Consider the following 16,845-nt stretch of genomic DNA (forward strand, 5'->3'; position numbering starts at 1 on the left):
TATTTTGTTCAAACATACATGATCCTGATAAAGCTAGGCGGTTCAATTATCACTAATAAAGAAAAACCTCTTTCCCCTAAACCAAAAGTAATAGATAAGATCATAAAAAATATCAAAAAAATTCATGAGCCAATAATCGTAGTTCATGGCGGAGGTTCGTTTGGGCATTACTGGTCAGTTAAATTCGATATGCACACAAAGCCGGCATCTTACAGTCCCAGAGGTGTTTCAATAGTAAAAAATTCAATGATTGAATTAGACAAGATTATACTTGACTCATTTTTAAAAAATAAATTAAATCCATATTCAATCCCTCCAACAGATTTTATGTTTGGCAATAAACCAATATCCAAAAAGATTCATGAGATTGAAAAAATTTCTAAATCCAATCTTATTCCAATAACATTTGGTGATGCGTTATGGTACGGGAATAAAAAATCATTCATTTTGTCAGGTGATAAAATTATGACGATCTTTGCAAAAATACTAAAACCAAGATTGAGTATTTTTGTTTTAAATGAGGATGGATTATATTCAGACCTAAAATCTAAGAAATTAATTCAGGAGGTAAAAAATCAAAAGCTGTCAATAACAGAAAATTCAATGGATGTTACAGGCGGCATGACTAGAAAAGTTCAGGAAGCAACAAAAATTTCAGGATTTGGATTAGATGTATTTTTTGTAAATGGTAACAAACCTGAAAGAATAGTCACAGCCGTAAATGGAAAGAAATTTGAGGGCACGTTGTTTCGAGGTAAATAAAATGGAAGAATATGTCATACTAGTCGACAAAAATGATAATCCTATTGGAAAGGAAGAAAAAGTAAAGTGTCATCTACCAAATGGCAAGTTACACAGGGCATTTACAGCGCTACTTTTTGATAAAGAGGGAAGATTACTACTCACCAGACGTAGTTCTAGTAAGATGTTATGGCCTGGAGATTGGGATGGCACAGTAGCTAGTCACCCAAGAGAATCAGAGACCTACATCTCATCAGCTGAAAGACGAATGCCTGAAGAGGTTGGCATACCGTGTAAGATGGATTATCTTTTCAAATTTGAATACCATGTGCCTTACAAGGATATAGGTTCGGAGAATGAAATGTGTGGGACGTTAATTGGGATTGTAGATAAAAATGCAAAATTTAGTTTGGTGGATGATGAAATTAGCGAATTGAAATGGATTACACCTAAAGAATTAATCTTTGAATTGAAAGATAATACAAAGATCTACTGCCCTTGGATGCTTATTGCACTTTACCTCATACCATTATCAAAAAAAGATGCATTACAAAAGTTCAATGAAATTTTTAAGGATTGGACACAAAAAGAAATCAGAGAAACATTAGAAAAGGCAATTAAACTTCATCTTCCAGACAACAATTGGAGGCATGTAAGTGATTGAACGAGAAATCAATGAAAAATAATGCAAAAAATGTAAACAAATACCTAAAAACAAAGCTAAAAGGAGAACCAAAGTTACTCTATAACGCTGCAGGACACCTCATAGTAAATGGAGGAAAAAGACTTAGACCATTTATGGTCATGAAGAGTTCTCAAATTCTAAAGGGCAAAGATTCTGAAGCATTGCCAGCTGCAGCAGCTGTGGAAATGATACACAATTTCACACTTGTTCATGATGACATAATGGATAATGATGAAATGAGGCATGGAGTTCCAACAGTTCATAATAAATTTGGTATGCCAATTGCCATTTTAGCTGGAGACGTATTATTTTCAAAAGCTTATCAGTTAATTTCTACATCAAATCTTTTACCAGAGATTTCATCAAAACTTGTTGCAAGATTAGCAAAAGCCTGTGTCGATGTTTGTGAAGGCCAATTACTAGATATTGGAATGGCAAGTAGTAAAAAAATTCCTTCAGAAGCTGAATATATTAAAATGATAGGGAAGAAAACTGCTGCGCTATTTGACGTATCATGTTCAATGGGTGCAATATGTGCAAATGGAAAGAGCAAGGACATCAAGAATTTGTCATCATTTGGAAAAAATCTTGGGATTGCATTTCAAATTACAGATGATCTGATTGGAATAATGGGTGATCCCAAAATTACAAAAAAACCAGTAGGCAATGATTTAAGGGAAGGGAAAAAATCATTACCGATTTTACTGGCAATTAAAAAAGCAAAGGGAAGAGACAAGATAGCATTACTAAAGTCATTTGGAAATGCAAAAACTACAAAAAAAGAACTTGAAAATTCTGTCAAGATTATCCGTTCATTAGGAATTGAGAAAACTGTCAGAGCCCAAGCCCTAAGATATGCGCAGCTTGCAAAAAAATCTTTGAGAACCTATTCAGGACCTTCAAAGGATGAACTCATCTCACTGTTAGATTTTGTTGTAAAAAGGAGTCTGTAATTTGGATGATCAGTTAAAAAATGATATTCGTAAATTTGCCTTACAAAATGCCTTTGAGCATGATGGAAAGACTCAAGACAAAATTGTCTTATCAAAAATACTAGGAACAAAACCAGAATATCGAAGTAAAGCAAAAGAGATTATTTCAGAGATTTCAGAAATAGTAAGTGAGATTAACAAGCTTTCACTTGAAGAGCAAAGATCAGAGATTGAATCATTGTTTCCAGATATTTTAGAGCCGAAAGAGAAACAAGCCAAGGAAGAACAAGGACTACCCCCGTTAGAAGGAGCTGAAAATGGAAAGGTTGTGACGAGATTTCCGCCTGAGCCAAATGGATATCCCCACATAGGTCATGCAAAAGCTGCAATAATCAATGAAGAATACGTAAACAAGTATGGCGGAAAAAAAATTCTCAGAATGGATGATACCAATCCAGAAAGTGAGAGACTAGAATATTACGCAGCAATCAAAGTAGGATTAGAATGGCTTGGAATTCATTATGATGTGGTAAAAAACACTTCTGATGATATGGAATTATTGTATGAAAAAGGAATGCAAATAATCAACTCTGATAGTGCCTATGTCTGTACGTGTAAGAGAGACGATATCAGTAAAAATCGAAGAGCGATGAAGGCATGTAAATGCAGTAAAGGTGACTTGAAACAAAATAATGAAAGATGGAATAAAATGTTTGAAAAGTACAAGCCCGGAGAAGCAATAGTAAGATTTCGTGGAGACATGAATTCAGAGAATACTGTAATGCGAGATCCAGTACTTTTTAGAATTATTGAGGGAAAACATCCGCTTTTAGGAGAAAAATATAGAGTTTGGCCAAGCTATGATTTTGCAGTAGCAATTGAGGATAGTATAGATGGAGTCACCCACGCATTTAGATCAAAAGAATATGAACTGCGAAATGAGTTGTATGATGCAATTCTTGATGCACTAAAAATGCGCAAGCCAAAGATGGGAGAATTTTCACGCCTGGAGTTTAAAGGAATGCCAGTCTCAAAAAGAGTCCTAAGACCCCTAATTGAGGAGGGAAAAATTGCATCGTATGACGATCCAAGACTACCCACTCTAGAGGCTATGAAAAAAAGAGGTATCACACCGCAAGCAATAAGAAAATTCATCTTATCGCTAGGATTTACCAAATCAGACACTCTGGCACCGTTTGATGCTTTAGAATCATTCAACAGGAAAATTATCGATGGGGAAAGCATTAGATTGTTTATGATACAAAATCCAAAGAAGATAACAATAAAAAAACTTCCTTCAAAACACGTAGAAGTTCCAAATCACCCAACAAAAGATCTAGGTAAAAGAAGAATAGAAGTTGAAGAAAACGTTTTGGTCGAAGTACAAGCTGAAAACAATCTTGAAATAAATTCACATTTGCGATTGATGGGGCTAGGTAACATCAAAATTGTTAATAATGCTCCAGAAATCATTGCAGAATATACTGATGATAACATGGATGTTGATTTTCCAAAAGCACAATGGATTCCAGAAAAAAATGTACATAAAATAAAAATCCTCATCCCAAAACAATTATTCATCGAAGAGACGTACAATGAAGACAGTTTAGAAGAGTTAGAAGTTTATACAGAGTCACATTTCCTAGAACTAAAAGAGGATGCAAAAATACAATTTATGCGATTTGGATACTGCAGAAAAGACTCCCAAAATCAAGCAATTTTTACCCACAAGTGATTAATTTGAAGATAGTACGATTATTGAATGGAGAAAAGGAAACTTATGGTATTATCAAAAATGGCAAAGTAGCTACCAAAGAAGAGATTACTTATGCCACAGGAATTCCCATTCCTATTAGTATCAAGGATTTTCTTTTTGATGGGTGGTATGAAGAGGTCAGAGAAAAATTCGATAGCCTGCCATATGATGAATCGCTATCTAAATTCAAGGTTTTAGCACCAATTCCTAATCCTTCAAAGATCATATGCCTTGCATTCAATTACTCTGATCATGCAAAAGAACAAGGACTTACTCCTCCAACAGACCCGGCAATTGTAATTAAGCCTAGAACGGCTATCAATTCTACAGATTCTGAAATTGTTTGCCCGAGCTTTGTTACTCAGTTAGATTATGAAGTGGAATTAGCTCTAATTATTGGCAAAAAATCTAAAGACCTTGATGTGAAAGAAGCTATGAATTCAGTTTTCGGTTACATGATTTTAAATGACGTATCTGCAAGAGACATTCAATTTAAAGACAAACAGTTCACAAGAGCAAAGGGATTTGATACATTTGCACCTTGCGGCCCATGGATAACCACTCAAGATGAGATTAAAGATCCACAAAATCTTTGGCTCAAGACAAAAGTTAACGGCGAAACCAGACAGGATTCAAACACATCAAAGATGTCAATTCAAATTCCAGAAATTATTTCAAAATTAAGCAAAGTAATGACATTGGAAAAAGGAGACATTATTTCGACCGGTACTCCTGCTGGTGTTGCTTTAAACAGCTCAAAATTTGATTACCTAAAAGATGGAGACAAAATTGAAATGGAGATTGAGAGTTTAGGAATGATAACCAACACAATAAAATTTTATGATTAATCATTCAAGTTTTTTCCACATCAAGTAAAAAGATAATTTTTTTATAATGACTTGTGAATTATTAATTTTGTTTAATTTTGTTAGAACTTGTATGCGCTTAAAATTCTGTGTATTAGCCAGATGTTTGGAATAGTCAAGAAGTTTTTTAATTCCCAAATCATTTCCGAAGAGCAAAGTAACGATCATCGTTTTGGCAAAATGCGTTGAAGATGTAATTACAGCAACGGAGTATTCATTATTATCATTGGAGTAAATTATTTGTTGATTTTCAACTAGTCGTGATAATTGCTGATCATTTAATGGATACCACCGCCAAGAGTCTACATAGAAAAGTTCTAGGGATCTCATCAGGTCAAAAATTTTAGTATTGGTGTTAATAAATTCAATCTGAGAAGAGATTGGTTTTTCCGGCAATAATGAAAAAAAATTCCACGTTTCTTTTATGACATATCCAAGCTTTTTAGATAATTCCAAAGAGTTTTTGTTATTTGTTTCAATTAACATAAAAGAGCTTAAGCAATCATTTTTTATTGCTTGTTTTTCAGAATGTTGTATAAGTGATGATGCATAGCCTTTCCTGCGAAAGTTTGGATTTACTCTTATGCCTTCAATCCATACTTGCCGATACTTTTTTGAGATAGATGCATGAGATAATGCTACTGGAGAATTATTTTCACGTACTACAAACAGATTACCCTCTAAATACCAATAATCCCATATTTCAGAGATATAATCACCCCAGGAAAACGTATTCTTGCAAAATTTGATTACATCGTTTTTATCAGATTTTAGGGCATTTAGTACTTGCATGAAGAGATTCAAGTAGAAAAATTATTAAGAATAGTTAATTGAGATCGCCCATGGGTAAGATTATTGTGGGTAAAGTATCAGACATTACCCCAGGAAAGCTCTGTAAAGTATCAATTGATGGTAAAGATATTCTTGTAACTAATTTGGATGGTGAGTATTTTGCAGTAGATGATACCTGTACTCATGCAGGGGCCAGTTTGTCTGAAGGAAAAATTGAAGGCTCCACAGTAACTTGCGGATGGCATGGGGCACAGTTTAATTGTAAAAATGGCAATCTAGAAAAATTTCCAGCTAAAATCAGAAATTTGGGCACTTACAAAGTTGTAGTAGAATCAGACGATGTATTTGTTGAGGTATAATATCAGAGATATTAAAGAAGAGTTATGGCAAGCGACGATAAAAATAAAGAATCATTGAAGGAAGCAATAGATACTCTTAATCAAATAGCATCTAACCCCTCAACTCCAAAGACCATCAAAAAAAATATCACTGATCTATTAGCAGATTTAGGAAATAAAGAATATTCCATGTCAGTTAGGGCTGCCAATGCAATAAGTATGCTAGATGATATAACACAAGATCCAAACATGCCATCATATGTTCGTGTAACACTTTGGCAGGCAGTATCAAAGCTGGAAGGAATAAGAGAATAAATTTCTTTGATGATTATTATTGTCAATGAAAATTGAAGATTATCTAAAATCATTACCCCAAGAAATTATCTCTGGGGAAGACGTAGAGCTTCCGACAAATTCCTTAAGAGACATCTTTAGATTTGCCGAATTATCAGAAAAGGATATTTTTTATCATTTGGGATGCGGGACAGGACAAGGACTTGAAATTGCTATAAAGGAATTTAATGTAAGAAAAGCCGTTGGGATAGATACCAACAAAGAAAAAATCATACAAGCAAAGAAAAGAGTAGATTGTGATTTATTTTGTCAAGACATTTCAGAATCAGATATTTCTGATGCTACTGTAATCCTATTTTGGTTCACTGATGAAGCAATTATTGAAAAAATGATGAAAAAGTTTGTTTCATTAAATAATTGTAGAATCATTACAATTTGGAGTCCCTTACCTGAATGCATTCCAGAAAAAGTACAGTTTCCATACATAATCAACGAGGTCCCATTCAAAAAGGCTACGGATTTGCAGGAACAACTATTAGCAATTTTCGGGGTTAAGTGTATTGACTTTGTCACAGCATGGGAATTTGCTGAACGATACACCAAAGCAATAAGTGGTCCCGAATCTGAAAATGATAGATTTTTGACAATTATTCAATCTCTAGTGATTTGGATTAACGCTAAAAATTTAGGAGTCGCGTGTGGTGATGAAATTCCAGAATCAATTAAAACGTATATTGGCATATTGCGAAATTTCTTCAATATTGAGATCGAACACTTGTTGAAAAAATAGCTGTAATCCTTTTATTTTGTAAGAGGTATTATTCAAATATGCAAGAAAGAATCAACATCAATGTTTCTGCAGTCGATTATGATAAAACTAGCAAGCAGATAACATCCACTCTATCATTATTGGAAGAAATGGTTCATGGAGAGGATGAATTTGTTATTACAGATTCAGAATTTGCCTTTGGCTGGCATTTCTTTGTTGTAAGCGTTAACAGAGAAGTTGTCAACAAATTGGCAGTGCAAATGGGAGATGACTTTAGTAGATTAAAAGGCAAAGGGGTTGATAAAAAATTCTTAACTTGGTTAACTCAAAAAATTGAAAATAAGACTCCACGATTCAAGTTAGCAATTAAAGAAGAGATGGAATCTAGCAAGTACGGAATATTTTAGATAAATACTGATTTCAGAAAATACCTGATAATTATTTGAGGGCCCTCGAGGGGAATCGAACTCCTGTCCGGGGATCCACAGTCCCCTATACTAACCACTATACTACGAGGGCCACGCTCATCAATTCATGCTTTCCAGTAATAATCTTTGATTTTTAATCAGAAAATTATCTTTAGATTTATTATAAAGTAAAACAGTATTCGAAATATGAAATCCAAAGGTTGGTGGGTAGGCATGGCAATTGCAGCAGCAGTTACATGGGCTGGAGTTAATTATTATCTTCCTTGGCTGTAAATAATCTATCTCCACAGTGTAAATGATTTTTATGATTTTGTGCGTAAATATGACGCACAGATTTTTATTTGAATTATCTGCAAAGTTGACGATTTGAAACGGGAATTTATTACAAAAAAATTACGTGCAGGAAAGAAATTATCAGAGAGTTCTGGAATAGAGCAGAAGGTAGAGACCGTAGAAAGTGAGAAATTTACTTGGATTGACTTGCAAAATCCAGATAGGGCATATGTTGAAAAATTAGCAAAACAGTATAACCTAAACTCTCTAAACATTGAAGACTGTCTTACAAAATTTGAATTACCAAAGCTTGATAGTTATTCTGAGCATATTTTTCTTATACTTCATTTTCCTCCATTGGCATCAAGTCAATTCATGCCCAAGTACAGCCAGCTCTCTGTATTTTTGGGAAAAAATTTTTTGATAACTGTTCATCAAGGAGATTTGAAACCATTACTTGATCTGGTAAATATTTGCAAAGGGGATTTTGATCCAGAGAGAAAAAAACGATTACTAGGTAAATCAACTGGTATGTTACTGCATGAAATAATTGATGTACTAGTAGACGATTTGTTACACACTTTACGAAAGATTGTAGCTAATTTAGATGAAATTGAGGAGGGTGTATTTGATGAAAAGAAATCTGCTGCAAGAAAGATCTCAGTCTTAAGAAGAGAGATTACGATGTTAAGACGCATTGTCAACCCCTTGAAAAGAATTGTTTTGGAAACTACAAAACACATTCCAAGATTCTCTGAAACAGATCTTACATTATACTTTGATGACATCATAGACCACATAGACAAGGTGATTGACACATTAGAAGAGTCAAGAGAAACCATGGAAATTTACAAAGATACTGATTTTATGCTCAGTACTGAAAAGACAAACAAAGTTCTTGCCGTTTTGACCATAATTTTCACCTTGGCAATTCCTGCCACAGTAATCGGTACGTTCTATGGAATGAACGTAAATCTTCCGGGAGGAATTGAAAGTGTTGGAAGTGATGGTGGATATACTACTTTCATCATAGTTATTCTTGCCTCGGTAATACCTGCAGGATTGATGTTCATGTACTTTAGAAAGCTGGGCTGGCTAAGTGATTAAGAAATCACTCACTGCTTTTTCTCAATTAGGCTGACAACCACTTTAGTTAGTGACAGATTCATTTCATCAGGAATTACAATCATCAACCCACTGTCTTTGTCCACATTATTGCAATATCCATTGAAGCTCTGATAATTTTGCCCAAAGCAGGAAGCCTCCGAGTAGTGAGAAAAACTTCCACCACTTACAAATTCGTTGATTGACTCATTTGAGGGAACAAAGTAGACATCAAATCCATTCTTTTTGTCATTAATTTTAAGACTGAATTCATAGGATGTGATTTCTTTATCAGTACAGATGGGAACAAACTGTACATACCCACCTCGAATTTTTTCATTTTGTGAGTTTAGATCATAGTTGAGATTTTTTTTGATTGGAAATGAGGATGCATATGGATCCCCGTTGAGTTCATTTCCCTGAAAAAATTCAATTCTGTTTCTGACAGTATCTATAGCATATCTGTATAAAATGGGCTTCCAGCTTGACTCACAATTGCTAAACTCATGCTGTAATTCGATGAATGATTTTTCCCCAAGAAATTCAAGTTGGTTAAAATTTTGTTCCTGTGGTTCAAGGTTTGTATCATAATCAAATGAGTATATGTTGGCATTTGGTCGTGTCCATGTTGTAGTTACATCAAAGAGAATATTCCCAGGGTAGCTATTCCATTCAGGTTGCAAGTGCACATAGATCGAATATTTGTTAATTGTTTCATCAGATCCAGAGCTAAAAATTAAATGTCCAAAGAACGCATTAAAAAAAATCACTACAAATGCGACTATCGGAATAATTACGTAGAATTTATTTTTCATTAATTTTCTTCAATATTGAGAATATGCTTGATACATTATACTTTCGAGATCTTTGATATTTTTTGAAAGTGTGATTTTTCCTCGAAGCTTAGTTGCATCATTGATGCCTTTAGTAAAACTCATTGCTTGACCTTTGATATTTGAAAATCTTATCTTAAATTTTGTTGCAATTTCTAGATACTCAAAGAAGATTCCAATTTTTTGTTTGAGTGAGGATTTTTCGTATGTTCCATTTTCCAGATATTCGTTAATTTGTTTGAAAAGATGTGGATTTCCCATTGCTCCTCTACCAATCATCACATAATCACATTTTGTTGATTCAAACATTTGTTTAGCAATCTCAGGAGATGTAATGTCACCGTTTCCCACTACAGGAATGTCAACTAATTCTTTGAGCTCTTTAATTAGACTCCAATCAGCATAACCAGAATATCCTTGTTTGACTGTTCTTGGGTGCAAAGTAATCATCTGAATTCCCTTGTCTTGGGCTATCTGTGCAATATCTTTGAACAAAAATCGATTTGCAGAGGTTACACCTGCTCGAATTTTTAATGTGACAGGTTTGTTAACGCTTTCAACTAGCGTTTCGAATATCATTGTTGTAAGATTTGATTCCTGTAATAATGCACCTCCTGCCATTTGCTGTGTGATGTGCGGTGCAGGACACCCCATGTTATAGTCTATAATGTCAAAAAACGGTTCGACGATTTTTGCAGCTTTTGCTAATGCCTTTAGATCAGAGCCAAAGAGTTGTACCGATAATGGTCTCTCATCTTCAGAAAATTCAATGAATTCACAAATTTGTTTTTGATTTTTTTTTAATTGTTTCTCTTTTGCAATGATACTGTGAATGCTAGTAAATTCAGTAACTACCAGGCCAGCACCCATCTTTTTGCACAATAATCGTAATGCAGGATCACTAACTCCAGCCATTGGAGCTAAGAATGCCTTACTGGAAAACTTAGGTAATTGACTCATTATGAAAGACTACAGGAGGTTAGGGGTCTGGGCAACCGTCAGAGTCTCTATCGCCATCATAATCTTCAGGCTCAGTAGGACACAGATCCTCATCGTTAATGATTTGATCTAAATCATCATCGTGTACAAATCTTGATTGCTCAGGTACAACATCAGGACAGCCGTCATTATCCTTGTACTTGTTCCATGTTTCTGGTTGAGTTGGACAGGAATCTTGATCATCAGGGATGTTATCATTATCAGCATCTGGGCGAGTTGGATCTGTGTTACCAGCAGGGATTACATCTGGGCAACCGTCCCAGTCTAGATAATCATTATAGTTTTCAGGATCATTTTTGCATTGATCTTTTCTGTCCTCTATACCATCACCATCTGCATCAGGGAATTGGAATGATTTTGCATCAGAGGTCACAGAATCTGGGCAACCGTCAGAGTCTTGGAATTTGTTGTAAGTTTCAGGAACATTTGGACATTGATCAACATTATCTGGAATGCCATCTCTGTCAGAGTCTCTTGAAGTAGTAGTGTCAGGACATCCATCTTGGTCTAAGAATCCATTGAATGTTTCTGGTTGGTTAGGACATGAATCTATGACATCAGCAATTCCGTCGCCATCAGAGTCAGCAATTCCTGCTTGGCCAGATACAAAGTCTGGGCAACCGTCAGAGTCTTGGAATTTGTTGTAAGTTTCTTTAGTTTGTGGGCATTGGTCTACGCTATCAGGAATACCATCAAAGTCAGTATCACGATCAACTAAATATGGTTGTACATCTGGACAACCGTCATCATCTTGGAATCCATTGTATCTTTCGCCTGCAGTTGGACACATGTCTTCAAAGTCAGGGATTCCATCATCATCAGAATCAAGTAATCCCTCAACAGAGACGCCAGGAACATCTGGGCAACCGTCTTTATCTAAATAATTGTTAAAGTTCTCAGGCTCGTTTATGCAAGAGTCCCATCTGTCTTCGATTCCATCACCGTCAGTATCTGGGAATTGGAATTCTGCCATTCCAGAGGTCACAGAATCTGGGCAACCGTCTTGGTCTTGGAATTTGTTGTAAGTTTCTGGAACATTTGGACATTGATCAAATCTATCTGCAATTCCGTCTCTGTCAGAGTCTTTTGTTGATGAAGTGTCTGGGCAACCGTCTTGGTCTAAGAATCCATTGAATGTTTCTGGTTGGTTAGGACATGAATCTAAAACGTCTACGATACCATCACCATCAGAGTCTGGAGTAGATTTTTGGCCTCCAATATAATCAGGACAGCCATCATCATCTTGGAATTTATTGTAAGTCTCTTTGATTTGTGGGCATAGGTCTACGTTATCAGGTATGCCATCAGAATCTGCATCGATGCCAGATAGATAGGGTGGGATGTCTGGGCAACCGTCTTCATCATAATAATTGTTGTAACGCTCACCAACAGTTGGACATTGATCTAAATCATCTGGAATTCCATCATAGTCAGTATCAATAACGCTACCACCAGTGGTTCCAGGTACATCGGGACAACCGTCCCAGTCTAAATATTGATTATAATTTTCAGGTTCTGAAATACAAGAATCCCATCTGTCTTCGATTCCATCACCGTCAGTATCTGCAAATTGGTATGCTGATTTGTCAGAGCTTACAGAATCAGGACAGCCGTCCCAATCTTGGAATTTGTTAAATGTTTCAGGAACATTTGGGCATTGATCAATGTTATTTGGAATGCCATCTCTGTCAGAGTCACCACTGGATACTTTGTCAGGACAGCCGTCTTGGTCTAAGAATCCATTGTATGTTTCTGGTTGCATCTGACATAAGTCCAAGTAATCATTAATTCCATCGCCGTCAGAGTCAGGTGTTGCTTTCTCAGTACCAATGTAATCAGGACAGCCGTCTTCATCAAGGAATTTATTGTAAACTTCTCTACTGAATGGGCATTTATCTAAAAGATCCCCAATACCATCTGAATCATAATCACCTGTTGACTGGAGGTTTAATACATCAGGACAGCCGTCTTCATCTTCAAATTTATTATAATTTTCTCGTTCTGTTGGACATTGATCTGATGAATCTGGAATTCCATCATAGTCAGTATCAATTAATCCATCAGAGGTATGTCCAGGGACATCTGGACAACCATCCCAATCTAAATAATTGTTAAAGTTCTCAGGCTCGTTTATGCAAGAGTCCCATCTGTCATCAATTCCATCACCGTCAGTATCAGGGAATGTGTAATCAGTGCTTACAGATGGTGCAGAGTCAGGGCAACCATCGATATCTTGGAATTTATTGTAAACTTCTTGTTCAAATGGACACTCATCTACAGCATCTGGAATACCATCTTGATCAGAATCTTTTAGTGGTAAATAATTATCAGGACAACCATCAAAATCTAAAAATCCATTGAATGTTTCTGGTTGGTTAGGACATAAATCAATTGCATCTGTAAATCCATCTTTATCAGAATCTATGAATTCATCGGGACTTCCAGTAACTGGAACGTCTGGACAGCCGTCTTCATCTTGATATTTGTTATAATTTTCTTTTACTGTTGGACAGTTATCTAAATGATCTTGAATTCCGTCATAATCTGCATCATACCAGGGAACAAAATTAGATGGACATCCATCAAGAGGTCCATCAAAGTCCTCCTTTACAAATGGGCATTCATCTACAGCATCGGCAATTGTATCACCGTCAACATCATTTGGTGCTGCATGTGAGGCAATTGGTACTGCTGAAATAGTTGATACTAGCAACAATAGGAATCCCAAAATGTGGTGTTTTCTCATACTCCCCGTCGGTTTTGCCAAGACGTCTTTATTAAACGTCACGGTAAATTTTTAGCTAGTTGGACTAAATTTCTTAGAATTTCAGTTTTGAAGATCAAAAATTAGATTTCTGAAAAATGTACTAAATGTGAGGTTTATGGATCAGGACAGCCATCGGTGTCTCTATCACCATCATAATCTTCAGGCTCTGTAGGACAGAGATCATTTTCGTTGAGAACTCCATCTAGATCAGTATCATGAAGATATCTTGATTGCTCTGGAACTACATCTGGGCATCCATCAGAGTCATCAAATTTATTCCATGTTTCTTTTTCTGCTGGACAGAGATCATCATTATCATATATTCCATCACCATCAGAGTCAAACTTTGATGCTACTGATGGAATTTCGTCTGGACAGCCATCAAAGTCAATGTATCTGTTCCAAGTTTCAGCTTCAGTAGAACACAAATCTAAGCTATCTCTGACACCGTCACCATCTGCATCAGGGAATGGGGTTTCGTCTGGACAGCCATCAGAGTCAAGAATACCATTGAATGTTTCTGGTTGATTTGGACAAATGTCATTTTTATCAATAATTCCGTCTCCATCAGAGTCAACAGATATCGATACATCTACAAAATCTGGACAACCATCAGAGTCTTCAAATCGATTATAGTTTTCTGCTGCAAGTGGACATGCATCATTTGCATCTGCAATTCCATCAAAGTCAGTGTCTTTAGATGATGATGTGTCAGGACAACCGTCACGGTCTAAGATACCATTATAGTTTTCTGGTTGGTTAGGACATCTGTCATCAAGATCAATTATTCCGTCTCCATCAGAGTCAGGAACGTTTGCATCAGATGCAACATAGTCAGGACAGCCGTCTTCATCTTGGAATTTGTTGTAACGTTCTGGGATTAGAGGACATTGATCAACTGAGTTTGGAATACCATCATAATCAGAATCACCTTCCATTGTATATGGTGGAATGTCAGGACAGCCGTCTTCATCTTGGAAACCATTGTATCTTTCTGGTTCAAGTGGGCATGCATCATTAATATTCAAAATGAAATCAGAATCAGAGTCATTTTCTCTTATTGCATCAGGACAACCGTCAAGGTCCAAGAAACGATTCCAAGTTTCTGACTCGGTTGGACATTGGTCTTGACTATCACTTACACCATCACCGTCAGCATCAGGGAATGGGGCCAAGTCAGGACAACCATCGTCATCCATGTAATTATTCATTGTTTCAGGTTTTGTTGGGCATCTATCAAACAAGTCAGTGATTCCATCACCGTCAGCATCGAATATTTTTGTAGAGTCTACAAAGTCAGGACAACCGTCAGAGTCTTCAAACTTGTTGTAAGTTTCTGCAGCGGTTGGACATGCATCATTTGCATCTGCAATTCCATCTGCATCAGTATCTTTTGATAAATTGTTATCAGGACAACCGTCTCTGTCTAAAATTCCGTTAAATGTTTCTGGTTGGTTAGGACATCTATCATCAAGATCAATTATTCCGTCTCCGTCAGAGTCAGAAACATCTTTACCAGACACTACAGAATCAGGACAACCGTCTGTATCTTGGAAGAAATTGTAAGTTTCTCTAGCATTAGGACATAGATCTAGACTATCGAAAATTCCATCTCGGTCAGTGTCTTTGTCTGAGCTATAAGGTGGAATGTCAGGACAACCGTCTGTATCTTCAAAATTGTTGAATCTCTCACGTTCAAGTGGGCATGCATCTACTGAGTTTGGAATTCCATCTCCGTCAGTGTCTCCACCATCAGAATCAGGACATCCATCATCATCTTGGAACCTATTCCAAGTTTCGGGTTCTCCTGGACATGCATCACTAGCATCTGCAACACCATCTCTGTCTGCATCAGGGAATGGAGTTGTGTCAGGACAACCGTCTTGATCTTTGTAGTTATTGAAAGTTTCAGGCTTTAGTGGACATGAATCATTAATATCGGCAATTCCATCACCGTCTGCATCTAATAATCCAGCACTAGCAACAAAGTCGGGACATCCATCAGAGTCTTCAAATTTATTGTAAGTTTCTGCAGCGGTTGGACATGCATCATTTGCATCTGCAATTCCGTCTCTATCAGAGTCTTTAGTTGATGAAGAATCTGGACAGCCGTCTCTGTCTAAAATTCCGTTAAATGTTTCTGGTTGGTTAGGACATGAGTCATCTACATCAGGTATTCCATCACCATCAGAGTCAGCTATATCTTTACCTGATGAAACAAAGTCTGGACATCCATCAGAGTCTTGGAATTTGTTGTAAGTTTCTTTTGCATCAGGACATAAATCATTACTATCTAAAATGCCATCTCTGTCAGAGTCTCTATCAGTTGAATATGGTGGAATATCAGGGCAACCGTCTTCGTCTTCAAATCCATTGTATCTTTCTGGTTCGAGTGGACATGCATCATCAATGTCTTTGACTCTATCACCATCGGTGTCACCTAAACTAGCTGAAAAGTTTGGTATAGTATCTGGACAACCGTCATAGTCTGCAAATCGATTAAAGGTTTCTGGTTCAGTGGGACATGTATCATATTTGTCAGCAATGCCATCACCGTCAGTATCTAAGAAAAATGAATCAGATTCAGCATCAGGGCAACCGTCCAAGTCATTGTAACCATTGAATGTTTCTGGTTCAAAGATACATAAATCAAATTTATCTTCAATGCCATCGTTATCAGAGTCTAAAAATGTAGAACTTGTTATAGAGTCAGGACAACCGTCAAGGTCTTGGAATTTGTTGTAAGTTTCAGCGCTAAGTGGACATTGATCAACATCATCAGGGATTCCATCTCTATCAGAGTCTCTTGATGACATTAATTTGTCCGGACAACCATCTCTATCAGAAATGCCATTGAATGTTTCTGGTTGGTTAGGACATAAATCGACATCATCAACAAAACCATCACCGTCAGTATCTGGCAAACCTTTTCCTCCACTGGATGGAGCAACATCAGGACAACCGTCTTCATCTTGGAAATTATTATAACGCTCTCTTTGAGTTGGACATGCATCTATATGATCTTCAATTCCATCAAAGTCCTTATCATACCATGGAACAAATTTTGATGGACATCCATCAATATTACCTAAATAATCTTCTTGTAAATTTGGACATCTATCAGAATCATTGAGAACTCCATCATTATCTAAGTCATCATCTGCAGCATAGACTGACTGCATAGGAATGCTAGTCAGAGTAGAAATTAGTAAAAATATGAAGCCAAGAGTGAATTTTGATGTCAACGCCCAACCATACCTTCACGATC

At 36.4% G+C, this 16,845-nt stretch carries 15 protein-coding genes and 1 tRNA gene; 10 read left to right on the forward strand and 6 right to left on the reverse strand.

Translation table 11 applies throughout. The annotated features are described in order from the left end of the window. Window positions 1–18 precede the first annotated feature (18 nt). Genes C6988_RS08975 through C6988_RS08995 form a run of 5 tightly spaced genes read left to right on the forward strand, consistent with a single transcriptional unit; the run spans window position 19 to window position 4,962 of the window. Window positions 19–762 carry an isopentenyl phosphate kinase gene (locus C6988_RS08975; RefSeq protein WP_182134791.1) on the forward strand — a complete coding sequence of 248 codons (744 nt, stop codon included), beginning with the start codon at window positions 19–21 and terminating at the stop codon, window positions 760–762. A gap of 1 nt (window position 763) precedes the next feature. Beyond that, on the forward strand, window positions 764–1,405 hold the full coding sequence (gene idi / locus C6988_RS08980; RefSeq protein ID WP_182134793.1) for an isopentenyl-diphosphate Delta-isomerase: 642 nt from the start codon (window positions 764–766) through the stop codon (window positions 1,403–1,405). A gap of 11 nt (window positions 1,406–1,416) precedes the next feature. Beyond that, a complete protein-coding gene (locus C6988_RS08985; RefSeq protein ID WP_182134912.1) occupies window positions 1,417–2,379 on the forward strand; it encodes a polyprenyl synthetase family protein in 963 nt (320 codons plus the stop codon). Between the two features lies 1 nt (window position 2,380). Beyond that, a complete protein-coding gene (locus C6988_RS08990; RefSeq protein WP_182134795.1) occupies window positions 2,381–4,093 on the forward strand; it encodes a glutamate--tRNA ligase in 1,713 nt (570 codons plus the stop codon). A 5-nt stretch (window positions 4,094–4,098) separates the two neighbouring features. Beyond that, complete coding sequence (locus C6988_RS08995) at window positions 4,099–4,962, forward strand: fumarylacetoacetate hydrolase family protein (protein WP_182134797.1); 864 nt, start codon at window positions 4,099–4,101, stop codon at window positions 4,960–4,962. Here the strand turns inward: C6988_RS08995 and C6988_RS09000 are convergent, their stop codons facing one another. Next, window positions 4,963–5,772: a GNAT family N-acetyltransferase gene (locus C6988_RS09000; RefSeq protein ID WP_182134799.1), complete on the reverse strand. Its 810-nt coding sequence runs from the start codon at window positions 5,770–5,772 to the stop codon at window positions 4,963–4,965. It abuts the gene before it with no gap. A 50-nt stretch (window positions 5,773–5,822) separates the two neighbouring features. On the opposite strand from C6988_RS09000, the gene C6988_RS09005 reads away from it, so the two are divergent. Genes C6988_RS09005 through C6988_RS09020 form a run of 4 tightly spaced genes read left to right on the forward strand, consistent with a single transcriptional unit; the run spans window position 5,823 to window position 7,580 of the window. After that, the gene (locus C6988_RS09005) at window positions 5,823–6,131 is read left to right on the forward strand and encodes a Rieske (2Fe-2S) protein (RefSeq protein WP_182134801.1); all 309 of its coding nucleotides are present in this window, start codon (window positions 5,823–5,825) and stop codon (window positions 6,129–6,131) included. A 24-nt stretch (window positions 6,132–6,155) separates the two neighbouring features. Further along, window positions 6,156–6,425: a UPF0147 family protein gene (locus C6988_RS09010; RefSeq protein WP_182134803.1), complete on the forward strand. Its 270-nt coding sequence runs from the start codon at window positions 6,156–6,158 to the stop codon at window positions 6,423–6,425. 25 nt (window positions 6,426–6,450) lie between these two features. Further along, window positions 6,451–7,194 (forward strand): class I SAM-dependent methyltransferase, encoded by a 744-nt coding sequence (locus C6988_RS09015; RefSeq protein WP_182134805.1) that lies wholly within the window; start codon window positions 6,451–6,453, stop codon window positions 7,192–7,194. Window positions 7,195–7,232: 38 nt separating this feature from the next. After that, entirely contained in the window at window positions 7,233–7,580 is a 348-nt protein-coding gene (locus C6988_RS09020) for a hypothetical protein (RefSeq protein ID WP_182134807.1), read from the forward strand. Between the two features lie 40 nt (window positions 7,581–7,620). Here C6988_RS09020 and C6988_RS09025 read toward each other — a convergent pair. Beyond that, window positions 7,621–7,692 (reverse strand) — tRNA-His (locus tag C6988_RS09025). A gap of 275 nt (window positions 7,693–7,967) precedes the next feature. Between C6988_RS09025 and C6988_RS09030 the strand changes: the two genes are divergently transcribed. Then, window positions 7,968–8,981, forward strand: coding sequence for a magnesium transporter CorA family protein (locus C6988_RS09030; protein ID WP_182134809.1), 1,014 nt, complete (start codon window positions 7,968–7,970; stop codon window positions 8,979–8,981). 8 nt (window positions 8,982–8,989) lie between these two features. Here the strand turns inward: C6988_RS09030 and C6988_RS09035 are convergent, their stop codons facing one another. From C6988_RS09035 to C6988_RS09050, 4 genes are all read right to left on the reverse strand, one after another. Beyond that, window positions 8,990–9,793 (reverse strand): hypothetical protein, encoded by an 804-nt coding sequence (locus C6988_RS09035; RefSeq protein WP_182134811.1) that lies wholly within the window; start codon window positions 9,791–9,793, stop codon window positions 8,990–8,992. Between the two features lie 9 nt (window positions 9,794–9,802). Then, complete coding sequence (gene dusB / locus C6988_RS09040; protein WP_182134813.1) at window positions 9,803–10,771, reverse strand: tRNA dihydrouridine synthase DusB; 969 nt, start codon at window positions 10,769–10,771, stop codon at window positions 9,803–9,805. A 19-nt stretch (window positions 10,772–10,790) separates the two neighbouring features. Continuing rightward, window positions 10,791–13,556, reverse strand: a complete 2,766-nt coding sequence (locus tag C6988_RS09045) for a thrombospondin type 3 repeat-containing protein (protein ID WP_182134914.1) — start codon at window positions 13,554–13,556, stop codon at window positions 10,791–10,793. A gap of 134 nt (window positions 13,557–13,690) precedes the next feature. Next, a complete protein-coding gene (locus C6988_RS09050; RefSeq protein WP_342752382.1) occupies window positions 13,691–16,822 on the reverse strand; it encodes a thrombospondin type 3 repeat-containing protein in 3,132 nt (1,043 codons plus the stop codon). Window positions 16,823–16,845 lie beyond the last annotated feature (23 nt).

It is taken from the genome of Nitrosopumilus sp. b1, assembly GCF_014078545.1.
Classification (GTDB): Archaea; Thermoproteota; Nitrososphaeria; order Nitrososphaerales; family Nitrosopumilaceae; genus PXYB01.